At 66.2% G+C, this 25072-nt stretch carries 18 protein-coding genes; 8 read left to right on the top strand and 10 right to left on the bottom strand.

Going from position 1 to position 25072, the window contains the following annotated elements; all coding sequences use genetic code 11:
- The first annotated feature begins 51 nt into the window (after positions 1 to 51).
- Together ACYVKQ_RS12775 and ACYVKQ_RS12770 are read left to right on the top strand one after the other, a co-directional pair.
- Positions 52 to 1182 carry an MFS transporter gene (locus ACYVKQ_RS12775; protein WP_460675728.1) on the top strand — a complete coding sequence of 377 codons (1131 nt, stop codon included), beginning with the start codon at positions 52 to 54 and terminating at the stop codon, positions 1180 to 1182.
- A 286-nt stretch (positions 1183 to 1468) separates the two neighbouring features.
- Entirely contained in the window at positions 1469 to 2125 is a 657-nt protein-coding gene (locus tag ACYVKQ_RS12770; protein WP_460675727.1) for a hypothetical protein, read from the top strand.
- Positions 2126 to 2328: 203 nt separating this feature from the next.
- Here ACYVKQ_RS12770 and ACYVKQ_RS12765 read toward each other — a convergent pair whose 3' ends face one another.
- From ACYVKQ_RS12765 to ACYVKQ_RS12735, 7 genes are all read right to left on the bottom strand, one after another.
- Complete coding sequence (locus tag ACYVKQ_RS12765; protein ID WP_460675726.1) at positions 2329 to 3807, bottom strand: efflux transporter outer membrane subunit; 1479 nt, start codon at positions 3805 to 3807, stop codon at positions 2329 to 2331.
- Positions 3808 to 3860: 53 nt separating this feature from the next.
- On the bottom strand, positions 3861 to 5624 hold the full coding sequence (locus ACYVKQ_RS12760; protein WP_460675725.1) for an efflux RND transporter periplasmic adaptor subunit: 1764 nt from the start codon (positions 5622 to 5624) through the stop codon (positions 3861 to 3863).
- Between the two features lie 38 nt (positions 5625 to 5662).
- The gene (locus tag ACYVKQ_RS12755; RefSeq protein WP_460675724.1) at positions 5663 to 8998 is read right to left on the bottom strand and encodes an efflux RND transporter permease subunit; all 3336 of its coding nucleotides are present in this window, start codon (positions 8996 to 8998) and stop codon (positions 5663 to 5665) included.
- Positions 8999 to 9224: 226 nt separating this feature from the next.
- Positions 9225 to 10187, bottom strand: coding sequence for a TIGR03915 family putative DNA repair protein (locus ACYVKQ_RS12750; RefSeq protein WP_460675723.1), 963 nt, complete (start codon positions 10185 to 10187; stop codon positions 9225 to 9227).
- A gap of 126 nt (positions 10188 to 10313) precedes the next feature.
- Complete coding sequence (locus ACYVKQ_RS12745) at positions 10314 to 11225, bottom strand: alpha/beta fold hydrolase (RefSeq protein WP_460675722.1); 912 nt, start codon at positions 11223 to 11225, stop codon at positions 10314 to 10316.
- A gap of 54 nt (positions 11226 to 11279) precedes the next feature.
- A complete protein-coding gene (locus ACYVKQ_RS12740; protein ID WP_460675721.1) occupies positions 11280 to 11459 on the bottom strand; it encodes a hypothetical protein in 180 nt (59 codons plus the stop codon).
- Between the two features lie 30 nt (positions 11460 to 11489).
- Positions 11490 to 12815 carry a putative DNA modification/repair radical SAM protein gene (locus ACYVKQ_RS12735; protein ID WP_460675720.1) on the bottom strand — a complete coding sequence of 442 codons (1326 nt, stop codon included), beginning with the start codon at positions 12813 to 12815 and terminating at the stop codon, positions 11490 to 11492.
- Between the two features lie 196 nt (positions 12816 to 13011).
- Between ACYVKQ_RS12735 and ACYVKQ_RS12730 the strand changes: the two genes are divergently transcribed.
- From ACYVKQ_RS12730 to ACYVKQ_RS12705, 6 genes are all read left to right on the top strand, one after another.
- Positions 13012 to 14904 (top strand): BamA/TamA family outer membrane protein, encoded by a 1893-nt coding sequence (locus ACYVKQ_RS12730; RefSeq protein ID WP_460675719.1) that lies wholly within the window; start codon positions 13012 to 13014, stop codon positions 14902 to 14904.
- 174 nt (positions 14905 to 15078) lie between these two features.
- Complete coding sequence (locus ACYVKQ_RS12725; protein WP_460675718.1) at positions 15079 to 15912, top strand: CvfB family protein; 834 nt, start codon at positions 15079 to 15081, stop codon at positions 15910 to 15912.
- A gap of 350 nt (positions 15913 to 16262) precedes the next feature.
- A complete protein-coding gene (locus ACYVKQ_RS12720) occupies positions 16263 to 17615 on the top strand; it encodes a T9SS type A sorting domain-containing protein (protein ID WP_460675717.1) in 1353 nt (450 codons plus the stop codon).
- A 198-nt stretch (positions 17616 to 17813) separates the two neighbouring features.
- Positions 17814 to 18503 carry an NAD-dependent epimerase/dehydratase family protein gene (locus ACYVKQ_RS12715; protein ID WP_460675716.1) on the top strand — a complete coding sequence of 230 codons (690 nt, stop codon included), beginning with the start codon at positions 17814 to 17816 and terminating at the stop codon, positions 18501 to 18503.
- A gap of 103 nt (positions 18504 to 18606) precedes the next feature.
- The gene (locus ACYVKQ_RS12710; protein ID WP_460675715.1) at positions 18607 to 19185 is read left to right on the top strand and encodes a hypothetical protein; all 579 of its coding nucleotides are present in this window, start codon (positions 18607 to 18609) and stop codon (positions 19183 to 19185) included.
- Between the two features lie 198 nt (positions 19186 to 19383).
- The gene (locus tag ACYVKQ_RS12705) at positions 19384 to 20742 is read left to right on the top strand and encodes a T9SS type A sorting domain-containing protein (protein ID WP_460675714.1); all 1359 of its coding nucleotides are present in this window, start codon (positions 19384 to 19386) and stop codon (positions 20740 to 20742) included.
- Positions 20743 to 20836: 94 nt separating this feature from the next.
- Here ACYVKQ_RS12705 and ACYVKQ_RS12700 read toward each other — a convergent pair whose 3' ends face one another.
- From ACYVKQ_RS12700 to ACYVKQ_RS12690, 3 genes are all read right to left on the bottom strand, one after another.
- The gene (locus tag ACYVKQ_RS12700; RefSeq protein WP_460675713.1) at positions 20837 to 21100 is read right to left on the bottom strand and encodes a hypothetical protein; all 264 of its coding nucleotides are present in this window, start codon (positions 21098 to 21100) and stop codon (positions 20837 to 20839) included.
- Between the two features lie 142 nt (positions 21101 to 21242).
- The gene (locus ACYVKQ_RS12695) at positions 21243 to 22232 is read right to left on the bottom strand and encodes a DUF4249 domain-containing protein (RefSeq protein ID WP_460675712.1); all 990 of its coding nucleotides are present in this window, start codon (positions 22230 to 22232) and stop codon (positions 21243 to 21245) included.
- A gap of 12 nt (positions 22233 to 22244) precedes the next feature.
- Positions 22245 to 24638, bottom strand: coding sequence for a TonB-dependent receptor (locus ACYVKQ_RS12690; RefSeq protein WP_460675711.1), 2394 nt, complete (start codon positions 24636 to 24638; stop codon positions 22245 to 22247).
- Between the last annotated feature and the right edge of the window lie 434 nt (positions 24639 to 25072).

Here is a 25072-nt window from a genome sequence, read left to right as displayed (position 1 = left end):
TTATCCGCGGCACCCGCTGCTCCACCGCTCAGCAGCAGCCTGGTCTGGCTTATGTCGGTGACCTGCGCGCTGGTGGTGGCCAACATCTACTACAACCAGCCGCTGCTGGGCGAAATCGGCCGCACCTTCGGCATTCCCAGCGGCCGGGCCAGCCTCATTGCCACCGTCACGCAAGTGGGCTACACGCTGTGCATGTTGCTGGTGGTACCGCTCGGCGACAAGCTGGAGCGCAAGCGCCTGATCCTGGGCATGCAGTTCGGGGCGGCCCTGTGCATGGCTGCCGCAGCCTGGGCACCCAGCTTCGGGGTGTTGCTGGGCGCCAGCCTGCTGATCGGCGTGTGTTCGGCCGTGCCGCAGCTGCTGCTGCCCATGGCCGCCCACCTGGCGCCCGCCGCAGCCCGCGGCCGCATCGTGGGCCGCATCATGAGCGGGCTGCTGATCGGGATTCTGCTCTCGCGCACCGTGAGCGGCTACGTGGGCGCCCATTTAGGGTGGCGCACCGTGTTTGGCGGCGGGGCGGCCGCCATGGTAGTGCTGGCGGCCGTGCTGGCCTGGCGCCTGCCCACCGACCGGCCGGCCTTTACCGGCACGTACGGGTCGCTGATGAAGTCATTGCTGACGCTCACCCGCACCCTGCCCGCGCTGCGCCGGTCTGCCCTTATTGGGGCGGCCATGTTTGCCGGCTTCAGCGTGTTCTGGACGACGCTGGTATTCCTGCTCGAAGGCCCGCCCTACCACTACCGCAGCGACGTGGCCGGCTTCTTTGGCCTCATTGGCGCCTGCGGGGCGCTGGCTGCGCCGTTGGCGGGCCGTACCGCCGACACCCGCGGCCCCGATTACGCCATTCGCATCGGCATCGGGCTGGCGGTGCTGGCCTACGTGATTATGTTTCTGGGCAGCACTTCGGTGGCGGCGCTGGTCGCAGGCGTTATCCTGCTTGACGTGGGGGTACAGGCCACGCACATTTCCAACCAGTCGCGCGTGTTCTCGCTGATTCCGGAGGCGCGTAGCCGCCTGAACACGGTGTACATGACGGCCTACTTCATCGGCGGGGCAGTTGGCTCGCTCAGCGGCGGGTGGGCGTGGACGCACGGCGGCTGGCCCGGCGTGTGCGCGGCCGGGCTGGCCTTCGTAACGCTGGCCTTGGGCGCCGGCCGCTTCACCGGGCGGGCCGCCGCGTAGGGGGCGTATCGGCGCGCCCCGGCTGGCGCCCGCCGGAGCGGGCCGTCCGGCAGCCGCACGTCCGGTTCTTTCTTCAGCCGCACCGGGCCCTGCTGCCCCTTACCGGCAGCACGATGAGGCCGTGGCCTACCCCGTGGGCAGGTGCCGATGCAAGCTCATCGGCAGGGTGATTTTTATTTCGTATTCTTTTTTCATCCCGAGAATGTTCTTGATATTCAAGGACAACTATCCAAATCCACCATGGAAGTGTACCAAAAACTCGCACACCTCATTCTTTCTTCTTCTCATGAAAAAGCCAACCTCTACCCTCTGGCTTGCCCTCGTAACGGGCAGCCTCCTGTTTGCTACCGGTTGTGAGCAGACGACCATCGCGCCCGCGCCGACAGCTACCGCCGTGCAAGACCTCGCCGACGACAACGAGCGGGGCATTGAAATCAGGGTGGCCGGCATCTACTCCCTGACCGGCCAACGTTTCTCCGCGACCCTGCGCGTGGAAGGCTTCCGCATCGCCGGCGGCGGCGAAATGTACACCATGGTTTCGCTGAGCCAAATCGGCGGCGGATTGTCCAAGGAAGATATTGCGCTGCTGGAGGCCACGCAGCTGGCCTTTTTCACCAACTACCCCGACAACACAGCCTACTCATACTTCAACGCCTGGCAGACCGAGACCAGCTCGTTTCGGTTCAGCCTGTCCCGGCGGGACCTGATCAACGCCGATCCGACCGTGGTGCTCAACGAAGAGTACATCATCACACTCGATCAGCAGACTCCTAAGTACAACCGGATTTCCGCCACCATTGCCAACATCGTGGCGCTTTGGAACCCGGCCACCACCAACGCCGCCGGGCAGCCGTCTTTCTCGGGCTCGGGCCTGAATGCCTCGGGGCTGGTGATGTTGGCGGATTACCTGAACAGCATTGCGGTCATTGTGGGCCGCCCCTAACACCTCACGTTGAACGGCAGGGAAGGATAGCCCACCCGGGCATTGGAAGCCGGCGACTCGGCCGGCTGCGCAGCGCGCACCGCAAGACCTTACGAAATCCTTGTTTTCCACCCGCCGGTGGACGGGCCGGCGCGTGCCGGTTAGGGTCGTCCCCGTTAGGGCTGTGGAGGGGTCCGGCCGGTTGGCTGGCGCCGCGCCGAGGCTTACTCCCACCCGCCCCCCAGCACCCGCACCAGCTGCACGGTATAGCGCAGCTGCTCGCCGCGGCTTTGCACCAGCAGGCGGGCTGCATCCAGGCTCACGCGGTTGGCGTCCACCACCTCGAAGTAATTGGTCAGCCCGGTGCGGTACCGCTCATTGGTCAGGCGTACGGCGGCCCGAGCCGCGCGCTGGGCGCGCTGCTGGGCCGCCAGTTGCTCGTAGCTGTAGCGCACGTCGGCCAGCGCGGTTTCTACTTCCTGAAACGCCGACAGGGCCCGCTGCCGGTATTCGGCTGCCCGGGCTTGGTACTGCGCTTCGGCGGCTTGCTGAGTGGCACGGTTACGCCCACCGTTGAACAGAGGGATGGAAACGAGCCCGCCCACATAGTAGGTATAGTTCTCGGCGACGCGGGGCAAATCCACCAGCCGGGCGCTCTGCGGGCCGATGTAGCCGTTCAACGACACGGTTGGCAGGCGAGCCAGCCGGGCCACGTCCACCCGGGCGTTGGCGGCGGCCAGCTGCCGTTCGGCGCGCTGCAGGTCGGGGCGGCGGGCCAGCAGGGCGGCGGGCAGCGCCACCGGCACGGCGGGCGGCGGGCCGGGCACGCCGGGGCGCGGGGCCAAGGCAAAGGTGCTGGCCGGCTGGCCCACGGCGGCGGCTATGGCAGCTTCCAGGCCGGCGCGCTGGCGCTGCACATCGAGCAGCGCGGCTTCCACCAGGGCCAGCTCGCTTTCGGCGCGGCGCAGGGCTATTTCGTTGTCGACGCCTGCCTTGAAACGCGCCTGGGTGAGCTGTACGGCCCGCTGCCGGTCCTGCCGGGTGGTGTCGAGCACGGCCGCGTCGGCGTCGAGGGCACGCAGGCCAAAGTAGTAGGTGGCCGCGTCGGTGGTAAGGGTGAGCTGCACAGCGCGCAGGTCGGCCTCGGCGGCCTGGGTTTCGGCGCGGGCGGCCCGCACCCCGCCGCGCAGCCGGCCCCACACGTCGGCCTCGTAGCTCACGTTCAGGGGCACGTAATACTGCGTTTGCACCACGCCGCGGGGGTTGTTGGCCCCGTCGCCGAGGGCAAACGGGATGGGACGTAGGCCCGAGAGGCGGGTGCGGTAGGCCTGCGGGTCCAGGGTTAGCTCGGGCAGGCGGTAGGAAGTGGCAATGCGCAGGTTGGCGCGGGCCTCTTCCACCCGGGCCGCGGCGGCTTGCAGGGTGGGGCTGTTGACCAGCGCCTGCGTTTCCAGGGCGGTTAGCTCAGGGTCGGCAAACAGCTCCCACCACGGCGGCAGGGCCGGCGGCTGCTCCAGCGAGGGCACTTCGGCGGTGGTCAGCGGCTGCGGCACGATGGGCGCGGCCGGGTCAGCTGGGGTTTTCCAGGTAGTGGGCAGGGGCACCGCGGGCGGCTGGTAGCGCGGGCTGCGGGTGCAGCCGGCTAGGCCCAGCAGCCCGGCGGCCACCAGCAGACCCAGCAGAAAACAAACGGCAGACCTCATGCGCGGGCGGCGGTTAGGGAGCGACGATGGATACGGGAGCAACAGCACGGCCTTTAGGGTTTACTTTGTGCTGATTCGCCCCCTGGCGGCTTGCCGGCGCCGCGGGCCGCCTGGGCATCTGGCCGGCCAGGGCCCGCCGATTTCTTATCCACGGGCAGGGACTGGCGCGGGCGGTCCGGCTCGTAGAGCGGCTCGGGGCCTTCGGGCTTATCCTTCTTGCCCTTTCCTTTTTCGTCCTTGCCGGGCTCGGCTTTGCGCACTTCCACGGCCAGCCCGTCGCGCAGGGTTTCGCTGGGGTTGATGACCAGCAGCTCCCCGCCCTTCAGGCCCTTGATTACTTCCACCTCGTCGCCAAAGTCCCGGCCGGGCACGATGGGCTGGTAGTACACCTTCTGGTTGCGCACCACCACCACGCGCGGCTCCAGCCCACTCGGCACCAGGGCGTTGGCCGAAATAATTACGCTCGGGGCATTGCGCGGCACCCGGAAGCGAACCAGGGCGAACACGCCGGGCTTGAGCTGTTCCTGCCGGTTGGGCACTTTCACTTCGGTGAGCAGGGTGCGCGTGTCGGGGGCCAGGGCGCCGGCGTCGCGCGAGACGCGGCCGGGGAAGGGCTTGTCCGGAAATTCAGGCACGATGACGTCAGCCATGAGGCCGCGGCGGATGCTGGGCGTGAAGTTCTGCGGCACGTTGACGAAGGCCCGCAGCGTGTCGGTTTGCTCCAGCTTGAAAAGTTGGCGGCCCTCGGCGTTGCTCACCGCAATCAGCCCGCCCACTTCCGCGTTGCGCTCCGTGACGATGCCGCTGAACGGAGCTGTGACGAGCCGAAAGTCGCGCTGGGCCAGCAGCTGGTTGAGAATGGCGCGCTGGGCCTCGTACTGCGCGCGGCCCTGGTCCAGCTCCTGGGCCGAAATGGCGCCCGGCAGCCCCACGTTGCGCAGGCGGTTGTAGCTGGTGCGGGCCAGCTCGGCGTTGGCGCGGGCCTCGGTCACGCGCTGGTCCAGCTCGGGCGTGGCAATGCGGGCCAGCAGCTGCCCGCGCCGCACCCGCGCCCCGATGTCGGCGTACCAGGCCTCCACATAGCCGTCGACGCGGGCGAAAAGGTAGGTTTCGCGGTTGGCGCGGGTGTTGGCCGGCAGCTCCAGGCGGGTGGTGTCGGGCGCTTTCACGGCGGGCAGTACACGCACCACGGGCTTGGCAATGAGGGTGGCGCGGGCGGCTTTTTTCCGCTCCTGGCTTTTCTTGATGCGCGGAATAATGCCCACCAGCAGCAACACCACGAATAAGCCGCCCGCAATCAGCGCCACCAGCCAGAACCGCCGCTTGCTGCGCGGCTTCGACTCGTTGCCGGCGGTCTTTTCGTCTTCCGAATCCACGGCGTTGGCTGACTTATCGTCGGTCTTCTCTGAATTCCGCTCCGAATCCGCCGGCTTTTCCGGGTTGCCCTTTGGCTTCTCGGCGTCCTTATTCTCCCGTTTGTCGTCAGCTGCAGAGTCCTTGTTCTTTGCGGCCGATTTCGCGTCTTTTTCGCCGGACTTGTCGTCTGCGTCTGCTTTAGCCGCGTCCGCGTTGCCCTCTCGCTCCTCCCCTTCTTTCTGCTGCGAAATTGGGTTTTCGCCGAAGCGCATGTGGTCCTTGATGGCTTGCCCGGGCTCGTTGTGGTTTACCGGGTCGGGCGCGGCATGGGCGTCCGGGCTCGGGTCGTCGATGCCGTGCTCGTCCGCGTGGCGGCGCTGCTGGCCCGCAGCGTCCCCAGCTTGGGCGTCGTCTTCGTCGGGGCGGTCGGGGGTCGGTTTATCGGGCTTATCGGCGGACATGCGGCGGCAAAAACACTAACTACGGAGTCGATACAGGACTAGGCGGCTTGCTGCGCGGCGGCGGCCGGCTTTTTCTTTAGAATGCTGTACATCAGCGGCACGAACAGCAGGGTGGTAAACGTGGCCAGCAGCAGCCCGCCGATGACGGCGCGGGCGAGCGGGGCATTCTGCTCGCCGCCTTCGCCCAGGGCCAGGGACATGGGCAGCAGCCCGATAATGGCCGCCAGGGCCGTCATCAGCACCGGCCGCAGGCGGGTAAAGCCCGCGTCCAGGGCCGCGTCGGCGGGGCTTAGCCCGGGCTCGGCGGCCATCCGCTCGTTGGCAAACGACACCACCAGAATGCTGTTGGCCGTGGCAATGCCGATGCACATGATGGCGCCCATCAGCGAGGGCACGCTGAAGGTGGTTTGCGTCACGAACAGCATCCAGAGCATGCCCGATAAGGCGCCCGGCAGGGCCGTGATGATGATGAACGGCGTGAGCCAAGACTGGAAATTGACCACCATCAGCAAGTACAGCAGCAGAATGGCGCCCACCAGCCCCAGCCCCAGGCCCAGAAACGAGGTGCGCATGCTCTCCACCTGCCCCCGCACTTCGATGAATGAGCCCTCCGGTAGGTTCAGCTCCACCGACTTGACGATGTCGCGGATGTCCTTGCTCACCCCGCCCAGGTCGCGGCCTTCCACGCTGGCGTAGATATCGAGCACACGCTGAATGTCGTAGTCGCTGACCACGGCGGTGGCCAGCTCGCGGCGGGTGGTGGCGAAGTTGCCCAGCAGCTGCGCTTCGGGCTGGTTCGGGCCGGTAATGCCGATGTTCTTCACCTGATCGAGCGTGGCCAAGCGGCTGGGCGGCGTCTGCACGGCCACGGTGTAGTTCACCCCCGACTCGGGGTTGAGCCACTGGTTGGGGTTGGTTTGGGTGCTGGAGCTCAGGTTGACCAGCACGTTGTCGGCCACGTCGCTCTGCGAAAGACCGGCCTGCTGGGCGCGGGTCCGGTCCACGTCGACGCGCAGCTGGGGTACTTTGGTTTGAAAGATAAAGGCGTCAACCACGCCCGGCACGGCCGCTATTTTGGCTTGCAGGCGCCGGGCCAGGGCCTCGTTTTCCTCCACCGACCGGCCCGTAATCTGCACGTCGATGGGCGCGGGCAGGCCGAAGTTGAGCGTCTGGTTGACGATGTCGGCCGGCTGGAAGAAGATTTCCAGGTCCGGGTACTCCTGCTTCACCCGCCGCCGGATTTCGGCAATGTACTCTTCGCTCGGCCCGTGCTTTTCCTTCAAAGCCACTAAGATTTCCCCGTCGCCGGGCCCGATGACGGGGTTGTCGCTCAGCAGCAGGTTCACCGGGATGTTGGGCAGGCCGATGTTAGACAACACCAAATCCAGCTCCTCGGCCGGAATCACGCGCCGGATCAGCTGCTCCACTTCCCGGAAGCGCCGCTCGGTTTCCTCCAGCCGGGTGCCCGTGGGGGCGCGCACGTGCAGGCGGATCTGCCCCGCGTCCACCTTCGGAAAAAAGTCCTGCCCGATAAACGGGTATAAACCGGCCGACACCACGAACAGGCCCACAAAGCAGCCGACCACCAGCTTGCGGTGCGCCAGGGACCAGCGCAGGGCGTCCCCGTAGGCGTCGCGCAGCTTGTTGAAACGTTTCTCGAAGCCCAGGTGCACCCGCCAGATCCAGCTTTTCTCGATTTTCTCGGCGCCCTTTTTCTCCTCATCGGTCAGCGGCGCTTCCTCGGCTTCCTGCTGCGGGGTGTCGCGGGCGGCTTCCTTGTCCTGCTCGGCGGCGCGCAGGCGCTGCAGCCCCTGCTCGGCCCTGCTCACCGGCTGCCCGTCGCGGATTTCCTGGCTGGGCACCCGTTCCGGCCCCTGCTGGTGGTAGATGGGCAGCTCCTTACGCATAAACACCGAGGCCATAGTCGGCAGCAAGGTGCGCGAGAGCAGGTAGGAGACGAAGAGCACGATAATCACCGTGGTGGCCAGCGGGGTGAAAATGTCGGCGGCCACGCCCGTCAGAAAAAAAATCGGCACGAACACAATGGCTAGGCCCAGCGTGGACACCAGCGCGGGCAGGGCCACTTCGCTGGCGCTGTCGAGGATGGACTTTTTCACGCCCTTGCCCATGCTCATGTTGCGGTGCAGGTTTTCCACCTCCACCGTCGCGTCGTCCACCAGGTTGCCGATGCTCATGGCCAGCCCACTCAGGGTCATGATGTTGAGCGTTTGCCCGAGCCCGTTCAGGATGATGATGGTGAGCAGCGCGGCCAACGGAATGGAGAGCGTAATCATGCCTGTGGAGCGCCACGAACCCAAAAACAGCAGGATCATCACGCCCGTCAGCGCCGCCGCTGTCAGCCCCTCGATGACCACGCCCGTGATGGCCGAGCGCACAAAAAACGATTGGTCGAAGAGCAACTTCACGTCGAGGCCCGGCGGGGCCGTGTTCAGCACCTGCGGCAGCTCCCGTTTGATGCCATTGATGACGTCCAGCGTGCTGGCCAGGCCACTTTTCAGGATGGGAATCACCGCCGTGCGTTTGCCGTCCTGGCGCACCAGGTTGCTTTGCACGGCCGCGCCTTCGTGCACGAAGGCCACGTCGCGGATGTACACCGGCACGCCGTTGACGGTCTTGATGGGCAAATCGTTGAGCGACTGCACCAGCTCGGGGCTGCTGTTCAGGCGCACGTCGTACTCCCGGTCGCCGATTTTGGCCACCCCCGCCGGCAAAATCACGTTCTGGCTGACCAGGGTATTGACCACGTCGTTGCCCGAGAGGCCCTTGCCGGCCAGGGCTTCGGGGTCGAGGTCGACCATGATCTGCTTGCGGCGGCCACCGTTGGGCACCAGCAGCGAGGCGCCCTTGACCACGGCCAGCCCCGGGCGGATAAACGAGCTGCTGGCATCGTAGAGGTCGGCTTCGCCCAGGCTCTCGGAGCTGAGGCTGGCCTGGGCAATGGGCACGTTGGAGGCCGAGTAGCGGATGATCAGCGGGGCCCCGATGCCCTCGGGCAGCCCGCGGATGAGCGTGGCCGTGATAGCCGTCAGCTGCGCGACGCCGGCATCGGGGTCGGTACCCGACTGAAAAAACACCTTGATCAGTCCCACGCCCTTGATGGCACGCGACTCCAGGTGCTCAATGTTGTTGACGGTGGTGGTGTACACGCGCTGGTTCACGTTCAGCACGCGCTTGTTCATCTCTTCGGCGCTCATGCCCTCGTAGCGCCACACCACGCCCACCACCGGGATGTTCACCTCTGGAAAAATGTCGATGGCCATCGTCAGGATGGTGGCTATGCCCCCGGCCACGATGAGCAGGGCCATGACAATGAAGGTGTACGGGCGCGACAGCGCGATTCGGACTATCCACATTCCTTCGCGGCAACTAGGGCGGCCACCGCAGCATGCGGCGGCCATGGGGTGCCTGTTGCATACGGAGACGCGAGGGTTTCAGCCGAGTTGGCGCTTGCTAACGCCCAAGCCCTAAGCCGCCCCGGCCACGCGCGCGTCGCGGCTTGGGGCCTGGTTGGTTCTTGCCCGAAGTGGCCTGAATCGTTCTGCCGGGCCCTGCCGCCGTGCGAGCCGCGCCACGTCTTCCTTAGTGCTTGCCCGGTCCGGAATTTTCTGGCGCGGCGGGGCCTTGCTTGTTATCGATGGGGCGGTACTGCCGCTCGCGGGGCTGTTTTTCGGTGAGGTACTTCCAGTAGCGCTTGGGCATGTGGCGGCGGTGCAGCTTCACGTTTCGGCGCTCCGGGATGTTCACGTGGTCGAAGTAGGCCTGCCAAAGTACCTGAAACAGCGGCTCCCGCTCGTCGAGCACGGCCGCCGATACGGCGCTGCTGCCCGCCGCCACGGCCTCCACGGCCCCGTCGAAACTCACCACGTCGGTGCGCTGCAAATCATAGTAAAGTCCGTAGCGGCGGCGGCGGTCGAAGATCAGCCAGCGCTGGTCGGCGTAGCGCTTGGTAAAATGCTCGGCGATGAGCGGCAGCACGTCAAAATCGGGCTCGATACTGGCATGAAACAGGCCGTCCTGGGTTCGTTCGAAGCGCACGAAGGCCTCCATGCGGTGCTTCTCGCGAAACAGCTGCTTGGTCACGTCGGCCAGGGCGCGCACCGTGTCGTTGCCGAAGTTTTCGCTGATGTCGGCCCCGCCGGCCTCGATGGCCAGCTGCACGTAGCGAAAGATGAGCAGCTCCCGATCGGGGCGTTCCGACAGGAAGGCTTTGTACAGATTGGTACGCGCCTCGCCGGGCATGTGCCGCAGCAGCCCCTCCCACACGCGCCGCGCCTGCGCTTCGTCGGTGGGCACGAAGTGCGTTTCGCTGAAGAGGCCGCCCTGCGCGCTGCCTTCCTGCTCAATGGCTTCGGGCCAGAGACGCCGCTCCCAGCAGGCCAGCAGCACCGACAGCAGCCCGTCGAAGGAGCCGTCGTAGGTGAAGCGGGCGGCCGCGTCGAAGCGGGGCGGCAGGGCCCCGCCCCGCCGCAGCGACGTAACGGCTGGCTGCGCCGGCAGGCCCGGTGCCCGGCGTTGCAGAGAAGTAATGCGCGGCTTTTTCAAGAGAAGAGCAGGTAATGCAAGCGGTGTGGTCAGGCTTGTCGGACAAATGGAGGTGCCCCACCACGACGCCGTGCGGGCCGGGCGGGTGAAAACGGTGGAACCGAGCAGATCAGTCTCCGGTGCCGTTCACTGGTGCTTAGCTTCCCCGAAGGCTGCCCCTTCCCCGTGGGGCAGCGCGTCGGCCAGAAACTCCAGTAACAGTTCATTCACCCGCTCCGCTTCCTCGTGGTGTACCCAATGGGTGGCCTTGTCGAAGTACGTCAGCCAGCCCTGGTCGCAGTACTTGAGGCTTTCCTCGGCCATGCGCGCTTCCAGAAAGGCGTCGCGGCGGCCCCAGATGAGCTGCAAGGGCACCGTCACACGGCCGTTGCGGGCGCTCTGGCGGCCGGAGCGGGCGGCGGCCCTATACCAGTGAATCATGCTGCGCATGGCGCCCGGCTGGCCCCACGCTTCCTGGTAGCGGCGCAAATCCGCTTCGCTGAACGTACCGCGCCGGCTGGTGCCCACCAGGGTTTTGCGGCCGGCCCACCAGCGGCCCAGCCGCGCCAGCCGCTCGGGCAGCCACGGCAGCTGAAAAAAGAACGCGTACCAGCTTTTGCGGCGCTGGCGCCCGCTGCGGCGCAGGGCACGCCCAAACACGGCCGGGTGCGGCACGTTCAGAATGACGGCCCGCGCCACGCGTTCGGGGTGTTGCATGGCCAGATGCCACGCCACGATGCCGCCCCAGTCGTGCCCGACGATGCTGGCCTGATGCCGGCCGGCCGCCTCGAGCAAGCCCACCACGTCGGCCACCAGCTGCGGCACCGCGTACTCGGCCACGCGCCGGGGCTTGGCCGAGAGGTTGTAGCCGCGCTGGTCGGGGGCCCACACGCGGTAGCCCGCGGCAGCCAGGGCCGGCAGCTGCCGGCGCCAGCCGTACCAGAATTCCGGGAAGCCGTGCAGCAGCACGACCAAAGGCCCCTCGGGCGGTCCGCACTGCACCACGTGCAGGCGCACGCCGTTGGTATCGGCGTAGTGGTCTTCCAATGCGTAGTCCATAGTCCCTATACCGCGGCGGCGGCAACAGGTTGAGGCGCACGCACTTGATGGCGCTTACGCGGCCTCGGCGGGACGCTGCTGGGCGGCCAGCTGCTCGCGGCGGGCCTGCAGCTGCTGGCGCACCAGCGGCAGCAGGTCGGAGAGGCGGCAGCAGCAGGCCATGCGCGCCACTTTATCGGGTTGCTCACCGGCTTCGAGCGGCAGGGCGGGCAGGTCGCGGTGGGAAATAGTCATGTCGGTGTTGAGAGAAGAGGTTGGGAAGGGTTAGCCGGCCTGGCGAAAGAGGTCGAGCTGGGGCGACACCAGATCGGGCGCGGTGACGATGGTGGGCTCCGGCGCGAACAGGTCGAGCTGGCGCTTGACCAGGGACGAGCGCGTCTGCCCGTCGCCGTAGAGGATTTTGCGGCGCACGGTCTGCTCGTCGTACTCGCGCTTTTCCAGGGCCATGCCGCGGCAGGTGATGAAGTAGCGCGCCCGGCGCAGCACCACCCCGAACTTGTGCAGGTGGTCGAGGGTGAGCGGGGCGAAGCGGCGGGCCGCCACGATGCGCTTCGCGGACTTCATACCGATGCCCGGCACGCGCAGAATCAGCTCGTAGTCGGCCGTGTTCACGTCGACCGGAAACACGTGCCGGTGGCGCAGGGCCCAGGCCAGCTTCGGGTCGATTTCCAGGTCGAGGTGCGGGTGCTGGGGGTCGAGGATTTCGTCGGCATCGAAGCCGTAGAAGCGCATCAGCCAGTCCGACTGGTAGAGGCGATGCTCGCGCATGAGCGGCGGCTGCACCACCTGCGGCAGGCGCGCGTCGCCGCTCACGGGCACGTACCCGGAGTAGTACACGCGCTTGAGGCCGTAGCCCTTGTAGAGGCCGTCGGCGAGCTTGATGATCTGGTGGTCGGTTTCGGGCGAGGCGCCCACCACGAGTTGGGTGGTTTGGCCGGCCGGCGCAAACTGCGGGGCCTTGCGAAACAGCTCCCGCTCCTCGCGGTTCTGGGCCACGTTGCTCTGAATCTGGCTCATCGGGGTCAGAATCTCGGCGTAGTTCTTTTCCGGGGCCAGCGCCTGCAGGCTCAGCTCCGAGGGCAGCTCAATGTTGACGCTCAAGCGGTCGGCGTACAGGCCGGCTTCCTTGATGAGGTCTTCCGAAGCGCCGGGAATGGTTTTGAGGTGGATGTAGCCGTTGAACTTCTCCTCGGTGCGCAGCTTTTTGCAGATGCGCACCAGCCGCTCCATCGTGTAGTCGGGCGAGGAGAAGATGCCGCTGCTCAGAAACAGGCCCTCGATATAGTTGCGGCGGTAGAAGTTCATGGTCAGGTCCACCACCTCGTCCACCGTGAAAGCGGCGCGCTTCACGTCGTTCGACTTGCGCGAAACACAGTAGGCGCAGTCGAAGATGCAGTGGTTGGTGAGCAGAATCTTCAGCAAGGACACGCAGCGGCCGTCCTCCGTGTAGGAGTGGCAGATGCCCATGCCCTCGGCGTTGCCCAGGCCTTTGTTTTCGTTTTTGCGCTTGCCGCCGCTGCTCGAGCACGAGGCATCGTACTTGGCGGCATCGGCCAAAATGCTTAGCTTTTCTATGATTCGCTCGTTCATCCAGGGGCTGCGCTTTGGGTTGTAAAGAACCAGAAAAACCGCCTTTTGAACAACAACGTTCCAGTATTTTTGGGACTAATTTTTTTAGGAATAGTTCCGCCGCTGGCCGCGTGGTCAACAGCCCGACGAGTGGTTTCGTATCTTCGGCAGCGACGCCCGGGGCCCGGGCTGAGTTTGCTAAGTTGTGTTTATCTGTTTGCCGCGCTTCCTGTTTGTCCTGCTCACGCTGGTGCTAGCCCTGGCCCCAGCCGGCCGGGCCGTAGCCCAGCAGGTAGGCGCCCCGCCCGCCCCCGACACCACGCGCCGCGGCCCGCAGCCCGTCGACTCGCTGCGCCGGCGCTTCGATGAGCAGCGTTTCCTGGGCGGCTTGAAGGCGTACACCAAGCGCAAGACCATCCTGGGCAAGGCCGCTTCCGTGCTCTTCAACTTCACCGAGCGCCGCGAGGAGCAGGGCGGGCTCGACGCGACCCTGCTCGACCGGCAGTACGACCGGCACAACTACAAGGTGGTGCGGCGCGTGGAGGTGAAAGCCCTCGACGCGTTCGGCTACAACATCAACGACACGACGCGCGTGCCGCGCAACATCCTGGAAAAGGGCGGCAACGCGCTGCACATCATCACGGCGCGGCGCAAGATTCGCAAGCTGCTGCTGTTTCGGCCCGGCCAGGAGCTGCAGCCGCAGGCCCTGGCCGAAACCGAGCGCCTGCTGCGCCAGACCGACTTCATCCTCGACGCGCGCGTGCTCGTCAACGAGAAGACCTCCACCAAGGACAGCGTCGACCTGAAAGTCATCACCAAGGACGTGTTCAGCCTGAGCGCGGGCCTGCAGATCCGCGACGTGGGCGCGGGCCTGCTCACGCTGCGCGACAAGAACTTCCTGGCCCGCGGCCACGACTTCCGCAACCGCCTGGACTACGGCCTCTCCAACCCGCAGGGCTGGCGCTACGAGGGCAGCTACACCGTGCCGCTGCGCAACTACCTCACGGCCCAGGCGCGCTACCGCAACCAGTGGCAGTACGAGGAGATGGGCGCGTCCCTGTACCGCGGGTTCGTGTCGGTGAACACGCGCTACGCCTACGCCCTGAACCTCTCGCGCTACGACCAGGGCCTGCAGCGCACCTACCCCACCGACGGCACGCCGCCCCGGTTCGATCCGATGGGCTCCACCGTGGCCGACGCTTGGGTGGGCCGCGCGTTTCAGCCGCGCTCCTACGATTTGGGTTACGACAACCCGGCGCGCATCATCGTGGCGGTGCGGGCCCTGCGCACCGATTACTACCGCCGGCCCGACGCGACGTTCGTCAACAACAACACCGGCCTGCTGAGCCTGGGCTACAGCGTGCGCCATTACTACAAGGACCGGTATCTGTTCGGCTTCGGCCGCACCGAAGACGTGCCCACCGGCTCCCTGCTCACGCTCACCGGCGGCTACGACGTGAACAGCCGCAACACCCGCCCCTACCTGGCCGGGCGCGTGGCGCTGGCCGGCTTCAACACCCTGCGGGGCTACCTGTACGTCAACGGCGAGTACGGCCGCTACTTGCGCAGCGGCCGCTGGCAGGAAGGCGCTTTCACCGGCGAGCTGCTGGCCTTCACGCGCCTGTACCACACCGGCAACTGGCAGTGGCGGCACTTCTTCTGGCACCGCAGCATCATCGGCATCGGCCGGCCGCCAACGGACCGGGCGCTGAGCATTGCCGGCGACCGGGGCCTGCGCGGCCTCAGCGACGACGGCACGCTGCGCGGCACCAGCCGCTTCGTGCTCAACTACGAGGCCAACGTGTTCACGCCCGTCTCCTTTCTGGGTTTTCGCCTCGCCGGCATTGCCTGGGCCGACGCGGCCTGGCTGAGCACCAACGGCCGTCCTTCGCCCTTCCAGGGCAAACCCTACACGGGCTTCGGCCTGGGCGTGCGCCTGCGCAACGAGTACCTGGCCGTCAGGACCATTCAACTGCTGTTTGGCTTTTACCCCAACGGCATCGACGACGGGCAGGGCACGCGTCTCTACCAGACCTCGCGCAACATCTACCGCTTCAACGATTTCAGCTTCGGCCAGCCCAGCATCGTGCGCTACGACTCCAACCTGTAGGCGGCGGGAACCACAGGAGCCTAGGCATACGGAGTCCAGGTGCGCACGCCGCCGGTTAAATGGGCACCGGCCGACTGCCCACAAAACCCCACCTTTGTAGTGGCGCGTAAGCACGCTGAGCGGCTTGGCTTGCTCCGTGTTTCCTGCCCCTTGACCCTTGCTCCTCCCCTGCCCATGAATCTTGGCGACTATAACGACTTGGAAGTAGCCCGCTTCGTCGAATTTGGTGTGTACCTGACCTCCGACGACGGCGACATTCTCATGCCCGACCGCTACGTGCCGGCCGGCGTGCGCGTGGGCGACGTGCTGCGCGTGTTCGTGTACCGCGACTCCGAGGACCGCCTCGTGGCCACCACCGACGTGCCGCTGGCCCGGGTAAACGAGTTTGCCGTGCTCAAAGTCACCGATACCGGCGCGCTGGGCGCCTTCCTCGACTGGGGCCTGCCCAAGGACCTGCTGCTGCCCCTGCGCAACCAGCCCAAGCGCGTGCACACCGGCGACCGGGTGCTCGTGTACATCTACCTCGACGCGGCCTCCGACCGCCTGGTGGCCACCGCCAAGTGGGAAAAATTCACCGACCGGGAGCCCCGGCTGGAGCCCGGCCAGCAGGTGCCGCTGCTGGTGGCTGGGCAGAGCGAGCTGGGCTACGCCGTGCTCGTGGACGGCCGCTACCAAGGCCTGCTGTTCCGCAACGAGGTGTTCAAGCCGCTGAGCGTGGGCGATACGCTGCCCGGCTACGTGCGGCAGGTGCGCCCCGATGGTAAAGTGGACCTGAGCCTGCAGCGCCAAGGCTACGACGAAGCCCTGGCCGCCGCCGAATCATTGGTATTGTTTCTGCGCAAGGCCGGGGGCAAGCTCTCCATCACCGACAAAACCGACCCGGAGGAAATCTACCGGCGCGTGGGCATGAGCAAGAAGGTGTTCAAGAAAGCCCTCGGCACGCTTTACCGCCGCGGCCAGGTGGAGCTCCACCCCGACCACACCCGCCTCATCGACGACGCGGAATAGAGCCTTGCAACCTTGCCGGCGGCCGGTGCATCTAGAATGCGCCGGCCGCCGCTGCTTTACGGGTGCTGGCGCGTGCTGATTTTCGATAAATACCCACTTCCAGGTATTGGATTTAACCCTGATTCAAGTACATCTTTGTAGATTCAAACTCCTACCCTTGCCGCTTCTCCGGTCTCTATCACTTGGTTTTGATTCTCACCCGCGCTTCCAGACGCATTCCCCCTTTCTAGCCCATTCCGGCCTTGCTGCCTGAACCTGACGGCCGGCGTTGGCCCCCCTTTTCTACTAATTCTGGCGCGCCGGTGCCCCTGCCTTTTTCCGTCTTACCCTTTCCACTTCCCATTTTTCGCATGAAACACTTCTTCCCTTCCATCCTTACTGCCGCGCTCTGCACGGCGGCTATCGGCAGCTACGCTCAGGGCCAGCACCAACACCGCGCGGCTAAGCACAACTGGAGCAAAGCGCCCCACGCTGAAGCAGCCTTGGCCGCCCGCGGCATCAACGCGGCTGTGACCCTGCCGGGCCGCAGCGTCAGCCACTACTGGGACGACCAAACCAACCGGTGGGCCGACGGCCGCATCACGGCCTATACCTACGACACCCGCGGCCGGGTAACGCAGATGATCGAATCGGACTCGGTCACGAACGCGCCGTATGGGAAGTACCTGCTGGCCTATAACGCCCAGGGCCAGATGACGGAAGAAATATCGCAGTACTGGACCGGCATGGCTTACGTCAACAGCAGCCGCGACCTGATCAGCTACGACGCGCAGGGCAACGAAACCCAGTACCTGAGCCAGGAGTGGCAGAACAACGCCTGGGTGACGCGCTACGGTACCCGCATTGCGAATACCTACAACGCGGCCAACGTGCTCACGCGCCAGGTAGAGGAAGACTGGGACCAGAACACCGGCACGTGGCTGCCGGACTCCCGCCAAACCTATACGGTGGACGCCAACAACCGCTGGACGGCCATGCTCCACGAGGACTGGGACAACGGCGCGTACGTCAATGGCTACCGCCTCCAGAACATTACCTGGTACGACTGGGCCAAGCTGCTGCCCTCGAGCCTCGTGGAAGAAGAATGGGACGCAACCACCAGCACCTGGATCGATGCGTACCGCACCACCACGACTTACCAGCCCAACGGCAGCCGCGTGGAAATCGGGCAGGTGCAGACCGGCCCCACCACCTGGCTCAACGACGACCGGCACACCTACACCAACGACAACTTCGGCAACGAAATCCTGCACCAGGGCGAAACCTGGACCAACAACGCCTGGGTTATCGACCACGCCGACCGGAACCTGATCAGCTACACGCCCACCAACGAGATGCGCCGCACCCTGGCGCAGGACTACGACACCAACCTGGGCCGCTACGTGAACCAGGAGGTGACGACCTACGGCAGCTTCGTCACGCTGGCGGCGCGCCGTTCGGCGGGGCTGGCCGCCGCCGCGGCGCTCTACCCCAACCCGACGCTGGGCTCGGCCACCTTCACGCTCACGGGCCTGCGCGAGCAGCCGGCGGTGAAAGCCGAGCTGGTCAACGCCCTGGGCCAGGTGGTGCACACGCTCACGCTGCGCCCCCGGCAGGGCGCCATCCGCCAGCCCCTGGACCTGGGCGCGCTGCCCGCCGGCCTCTACCGCCTGCGCCTGCACGCCGCCGAAGGACTCGTCGTCACGCCCATCGTCAAGCAATAATGCCGGGCCGGCCCGTCGCTGGATGGGCCGGCTACTGGCTTTGGTACAGAGGCACCCGGCTAGCGGCCGGGTGCCTCTGTACGTTACGGCGAGGTAGCAGCTGGCCGCGGAGCGGGGCGCCAGCAGCCGGAGGCAACCTTCGGCCCGGGAGGCCGTTGGGAAAACCGCTTTTCCTTCTTTCCCGATCCTTTGCCTGACATGGACCCCTCTTCGTCGGCCCCCCAGAAAGTCGCCCTCATTGCGGGCGCCAGCGGCCTGGTGGGCAGCCAGCTGCTGCCTCTGCTGCTCAGCTGCGGCCGCTACGCCAAAGTCATCAGCATCGGCCGCCGGCAGCTGTCGCTGGTGCACCCGCGCCTGGAGCAGCGCGTCGTCGACTTCGACCGCCTCGAGGACCACCGCCTTTCGCTTATCGCCGACGACGTGTACTGCTGCCTGGGCACCACCATGCGGCAGGCTGGCTCGCGCGAGGCTTTTTACCAGGTCGACTTCCTGTACGTGGTGAAGCTGGCCGCCCTGACGGCCGCCAACTTCGCGGCTCAGTTCATGGTAGTGTCGGCCATGGGGGCCGATGTGGCGTCGGCTTTCTACTACAGCCGCGTGAAAGGCGACATGGAAGCGGCCGTGCGCCAGGCGCCGTTTCGCGCCATTCACATCTTCCGGCCGTCGTTGCTGCTGGGCAGCCGCCCCGAAAAGCGGCTGGGCGAGCAGCTCGGGGCCGCGCTGCTGCGGCTGGTGAGCCCGCTCCTGCTGGGGCCGCTGCGCCGCTACCGGGGCATCGATGCGCAGGTCGTGGCCCAAGGTATGCTCAACGCCGCTTACCAAGAGGGCGGCGGCGTGCGCGTGTATTTGTCGGATGAAATTGCGGCGGGCATCTCCCCCATGGCCTGAATTGCACTCGAACTAGTAAGTTTGCTTCCTCGAACCACAGAAAACAAGCTTAGCAGTTCGCATTTTGCATCTTTCCATGAAAAAACCACTTATCCTCCTGCTCTTGCTGACACTGACTCTTGGTATCGGCCAAGCGTCGGCGCAGACCAAGAAAACCAGCACCAAGTCCGGCAAGTCATCGGGCAAGAGCAGCGGCGGAGGCGGCGGCAGCGCCGGCTACAAAACGGCCATCGGGCTGCGCGGCGGCAACTACGCCTCGGGCCTGACCATCAAGCACTTTTTCAACCCGGGCAAGAACGCGGCCGTGGAAGGCCTGGTGACCACCGAGTACCTCGGCAAGGGCGCCCGCTTCACCTTGCTGTTTGAAAAGCACTGGACCATCGTGCCCGACGTGAAAAACCTGCAGTGGTACGTGGGCGCGGGCTTGCACGCGGGGGCCTACCGCGGCCGCTACTACTACGTGGTGGAATACCGCCGCAAGCACAAGGACCGCACCTACGTGTACTTCACCGACGACGAAGTGTACCCCGTATTCGGCGCCGACTTCATCCTCGGCCTGGAGTACAAGATTCCCGACCTGCCGCTGGTTATCAGCGCCGACTACAAGCCCTACTTCGACGTGTTCAAGTACGGCAACGGCGTGTACCAGGACGCAGCCGTGAGCGTGCGCTTCGGCTTCTAGACTTTCCCCGCTCAACTTCTATCAAACGGCTTCCGGTGCCCCCGGAAGCCGTTTTTTATTGGCCTGCTGCCGCTGCCCGCGCTGGCATCAGTCTTTCGCTGTTTCAGGCATAGCGCAACTTTATACCCTCATCATACAACTTACCGACGGGGTGCTGACTCCTTGCTACGTTTTGGTTTCATCTCCCTTCCTACCACTATGCACCCCGTTTCACTACCCGCGCTGGCGGTCCTCGGCCTCGGCTTAAGCTTATCTTTCACGGCCGAGGCCCAGACATCCAGCCGCTGGCAACCGCTGCACGCTTCGAGCGCCCACCGTACGGCTGCTCCCTTGCTGGCGGCCCGCGGTACGCTCGGCACCGTCACTCGGCCCGGCCGCGCCGTTTCCTACCGCTGGGATGACCAGCTCAACGCCTGGGAGGCCGCCCCGAAGCGCACCGCCTACACCTACGACGCGCAGGGCCGCCTGAGCACCGCCACCGAGACGGACTCGCTGACCGGAGCCAACCAGCTGCGGGAGCTGCACGCTTACACGGGCCAGGGCCAGCCGCAGGAAATCATCTACCAGCAATGGAACGGCGGCGCCTGGGAAAACGCGGAGCGCGAAGTGCTGCTTTACGACGCGCGCGGCCGCGACCAGGGCTTTGAGCAGTACAGCTGGCAGAACAACGCCTGGGTACTGCGCGGCGGCAGCCGCGCCATCCATACCTACAACGCCGCCGGGGGCCTCACGCAGACCGTGTACGAGAAATACAGCGCCGGGCTGGGCGCGTACGAGCCCGAATCCCGCGAAATCTACACCCTGGACGCCGCCGGCCAGTGGACCAGTCTGCTGAGCCAGGACTGGGACAACGGCGCGTACGCAGACAGCTACCGCCTCCAAAACCTGACGTGGCACAACTTCGCGCAGCTGCAGCCCGCCGGCTACGAGTACCAAGCGTGGAATGCCGCCAGCGGTATTTGGGACGAAGACGCGCGTCAGACTTTCGCTTACCAGACCAACGGCAGCCTGGTGGCGCTCGGCGAAATTCTCGTTGGCCCCAACACCTGGGTAAACGCCGAGCGCTACTCCGAGACCTACGACAACTACGGCAACTACCTGGGCTCCTCGCTCGAGCTTTGGGCGGGCGCGCAGTGGATCACGGCCCTGGCCGACCGCCACCTGCTGACCTACGACGCGAGCCACAATGTGCTGCGCGACGTAGCCCAGGACTACGACGATACTTCCGGCACCTACTACAACAGCAAACGCGTCAACTACGGCAGCTTCGTCACGCTGGCGGCGCGCCGTTCGGCGGGGCTGGCCGCCGCCGCGGCGCTCTACCCCAACCCGACGCTGGGCGCGGCCACCTTCACGCTCACGGGCCTGCGCGAGCAGCCGGCGGTGAAAGCCGAGCTGGTCAACGCCCTGGGCCAGGTGGTGCACACGCTCACGCTGCGCCCCCGGCAGGGCGCCATCCGCCAGCCCCTGGACCTGGGCGCGCTGCCCGCCGGCCTCTACCGCCTGCGCCTGCACGCCGCCGAAGGACTCGTCGTCACGCCCATCGTCAAGCTGTAGGACGGCTTCCATAACACGCCCAACGCCCCGGTAGAACCGTCTACCGGGGCGTTGGGCGTTAGTGGCGGCTGGCTGCCGGAATCCGATCGGCGCGCTAGCGCACCACGATGATGCGGCGGCCACGGGGCACCGGATGGTAGTGCGGCCGCGGTCCGTAGTACGGTCGCGGGGCGGGGCGGTAGTAGGGCCGCGCGCGGTAGTACGGGCGGGGGGCCGGCGCCACGATGACCGGCGCCGGAGCTACCACCACCGGCGGGCGGCGGTCCACCACCGTGTAGGCGGGCGCCACGCAGCTCGTGAGCAGGCCACCGACGGCCGTGGTGGTGAGCAGCAGCAAAGCTTTCAGGGAAATACGCATAGACAAAGGCGCCCGCGGGCGCGGTTAGGTACTGCAGATTAGACGCAGCCGAAAAGGCGGGGTTTAATGCCGCTGGTTGCGAAAATCAGTACTTAACCGTGCCCACGGGCGCCCTAGGCGAGTAGCAATGGATGCTGCCGCCTTAGAGCGGCACGCGCACGGAAGCATCGGTGGCGCCGCCGAAGATGCCGAAGCCCGGCTGCACGTTGGAGTACAGCGGCGTGGGCTCGGCGAAGGGGTTGCCGTCGTTGTTGGTGTACTGCACGAGGCTGTTGTAAAAGAGGAACAGGTCGCGGGTGAGGTGGGACAGCGTGATTTCCAGGTAAAGCGGCCCGCCGGGGTTGTTGGCGTAGTAGGTCACCACGTTGGAGAAGCTCAGGCGCCGGCCGTTCACGTTGGCGTCGCTGAAGGGGTATAAGTTGTACGTGGAGCCGGCCTCTGAGAGGCGGTACTCGGCCACGCTGGCAGCCGCGTCTTCCTCCAGGTCCAGAAAGCCCGCGGGCTGCCCCTGCTGGTCCACCAGGCGCGCCACGGCCAGGTAGTGGTCGGCGGTGCCGCCCGGCTCGTCGAACGATACGGTGACGCGCATGCGGCTCTGCCCGCTGTTGCTGCTCAGGGGCGTCACGGTGGCCTGCACGGGCACCTCGGGGGGCAACGTCAGGCGGCTTTCGGCCGGAGCAATGCCCGGCACGCTGGCGCGCACGCGATACTCCTCGCCGGGCCGGAACTGGTAGCGCAGCGTGGGGCGGTAGGTGCCGGGCTGGCCGAAGTAGGCGGCCGGGCGGTAGCGCTCCACCACGCGACCGGCGGCGTCGCTCACCTCCACGGTGGCGTCGTCGCGGCCGTCCAGGGGGCGCTGGTCGCGCAGGCGCTGGCTGACGCTCACGAAGGGCCGGCGCCCCACAAAGTCGGTGCGCCGCGCCGAGTCGTCGGGCATCAGGTTGTCGAGGGTCAGCTGCAGAGCCACGCCGGGCGTGTGCTCGGGCTCGGGCACGTCGACGGCCATTTCGCAGCCGGCCAGCAGCATCGGCAGGCCCACCCAGGCCCAGGCGCGGTGCCGAGCGGGGGCCTGCGCGGCGGCACCGGCCTTCGCGGCCGGGCGGGTAGCTTTCCGAAGCAGGGAAGTCAGCATAAATCGGGCGGGTTAGAATCGAAAGCTTTTGCTGAAGGACGGAATGATGGGGAACAGGCTGATCTGCCGGTAGCCGGCCTCCTGCTGGCGGCCGTTCACGTCGACGAAGGCGTCGCGGTAGTAGAGGAAGTAGGGGTTGCGGCGGCTGTAGGCGTTGTAGAGCGAGAAGCTGTTCACCACTTCGCCCCACTTCTTTTTCTTGGTGTGGCTTAGGTCCACGTCGAGGCGGTGGTAGGCGCGCATGCGGTAGGAGTTGCGCGGGCCGTAGTCGTCGAACTGGCCGAAGTCGGGGCCGAGCGTGTAGCGCCCGCGCGAGAGCGTGACGGCGTTGCCGGTGCCGTACACCCAGGAGCCGGACAGGCGCAGCGTGGGCGTAAACTGGTGGATAATCACCAGCGAGGCATCGTGGCGGCGGTCGTACTTGAAGGGGTAGATGCGGCCCTGGTTCAGCTCCGGGAACCGGCGCCGGCTCCAGGCCAGCGTGTAGCCGATCCAGCCGGTGGTGCGCCCCGACTTCTTTTGCACGAACACCTCCGCGCCGTAGGCCCAGCCCTGGCCGCTGGTGACTTTATCCTCCCAGTTGCTGTCGGTGGTGCCCAAGAAGCTGGCGCCTTCGCGGTATTCGATGAGCCGCTGCATGGGCTTGTAGTAAGCCTCCAGGCTTAGCTCGTAGTCCTCGTCGCGGAAGCGCAAGTTGCGGGCCGCGCCCACGGCCACCTGCTGGGCTTTCTGCGGCTTGATCTTGGGCGTGGCGGGCACCCACAAGTCGGTGGGCAGGCCGATGCCGCTGTTGGTGAGCAGGTGAATGTACTGCGTGGTGCGGGCGTAGGAGGCTTTCAGCGCCCATTCCGGCGTGAGCAGGTAGCGGGCCGATACGCGCGGCTCCACCGACGGAAACAGCTTGTCGCGCACCATAAAGCCGTTCACGCGCAGGCCGGCGTTGAGCTTCAGCCGGTCGGTGATTTTGTAGTCGTCCTCGGCGTAGAGGCCCAGTTCCTGGGCGTGGGTGCGGGTGCCGATGTCGAAGGACGGGTTGGCGTTCGGGTCGGAAGAGCGGGCCTGGGCCGCCCCGGGTCGGAACTGGTGCCAAATCCACTGCCCGCCGAAGCGCACGTAGTGGTTGGGCAGCGGCACGTAGTCGAAGTCCGTTTTGAGCGTCCAGTCGCGGATGTTGGAGAGGTACTGCAGCCGAAACTTGTCGGTGCGCAGGTCGCCGTTCGCGTCGCGCCGCCGCTGCTCGTCATCGATGCCCACGTCGAACTGGTAGCGGCTGAAGGTGAAGTGCGTGTTGGCAAACAGCCGGTCGTTTACCACGTGGTTCCAGCGCAGCGCGGCCGTCAGGTTGCCCCAGCCTAGCGCGTCGCGCTGCTGGGCGTACTCGCCGTCGTTGAACTGGTCCTTGAAGCGGGCGTAGAACTCGTCGCGGCCGGTGTAGGCGCTCAGGTACAGCCGGTCGCGGCGGCCCAGCTTCCAGTTCACCTTGCCGTTCATGTCGTAGAAGTAGTAGCCTACCACGGTGCCGGCCGCCGCGACCCGGATCAGCGGCCGGGCCAGCACGTCGATGTAGGTGCGGCGGGCCGAGAAGATAAACGAGGCCGTGTCCTTCTTGATGGGCCCTTCCAGGGTGATGCGCGAGGCAATGAGCCCGATGCCGCCCTCGCCGTGAAACTTCTCCATGTTGCCCTCCTTCATGCTGATGTCGAGCACGGAGGAAAGCCGGCCGCCGTAGCGGGCCGGGAAGCCGCCCTTCACCAGCTCCACGTTATTGAGCGCGTCGGCGTTGAACACCGAAAAGAAGCCGAACAGGTGGGAGGCGTTGTACACCGGCGTGCCGTCGAGCAGAATCAGGTTCTGGTCGGGCGAGCCGCCGCGCACGTACAGGCCATTTTGCCCCTCGCCGCCGCTTTGCACGCCGGGCAGCAGCTGCAGCACCTTCAGCACGTCCCGCTCGCCAAACAGCGCCGGCACGGCCTTGATCTGGTTCAGCGGCAGGTTCACGGTGCCCATGCGGGTGGTTTCGGCCAGCTTGTCCTGCCGCGTCCCCACGATTTCCACCGCTTGCAGCTCGCTGCTGGCCGGCTGCAGCCGAATGGTCAGCGTCTGGCTTTTGTCGGCGCGCAGGGGCAGCACCTGGCGCTGGTAGCCCAGGTACGAGGCCAGCAGGCGCGTGGTATCGGCCGCCGCGGACAGCGTAAGCGAGAAGAAGCCGTAGGTGTTGGTGGCCGTGCCCTGGCCCGAGGCGGGGTGCACCACCGCCACCCCGATCAGGTTTTCGCCGGTGCTGGCGTCGCGCACGTAGCCGCTGAAGGTGATGCGCGCCGGGGCCGGCTGCTGAGCCACGGCCACGACGGCCGTCAGCGCACTGCCAAGCATAGTCAGCGCGCCGGCGCGTAAGCATGTTTTCATAGCAACGGGAAAGAAGAAGGTCGGGACCGGAGAAAGAGCAGCGCCGGCCAGCATTGGCAGCGGCTGGGCCTTCAATCGCAGAGAGAAGTGCCGCCGGACTTTGGTTGTATATAGCCGGTAAAAAATATGCTCCCATCCGCCCCAGCGGCCCACCGGCCAAACCGCCCTCCTCCCGGGAAGCGCCCGTTGCGCCCCAGGCATCCGGGGCTGGCCGACGACGGATTGAGTGGATCAGCGTCTGAGTACCGGCTCAGCCGTAAGCTGATGAAAAAAGAACGTCATGCGTCGGCTTCGCTCAGCCTGATGCCCAGCGGAATACACTACCTAAGTGTCGGATCAACGGGCGATGCAGCGCGGGCTTTCGCCCGCGTCCGCCAAACGAAACTGGCCAGCCGGACCTGGGCGAAAGCCCGCGCTGCATCAGCGGCTACGTT

It is taken from the genome of Hymenobacter coalescens, assembly GCF_054783195.1.
This window is presented reverse-complemented; position numbering and strand designations above follow the sequence as displayed.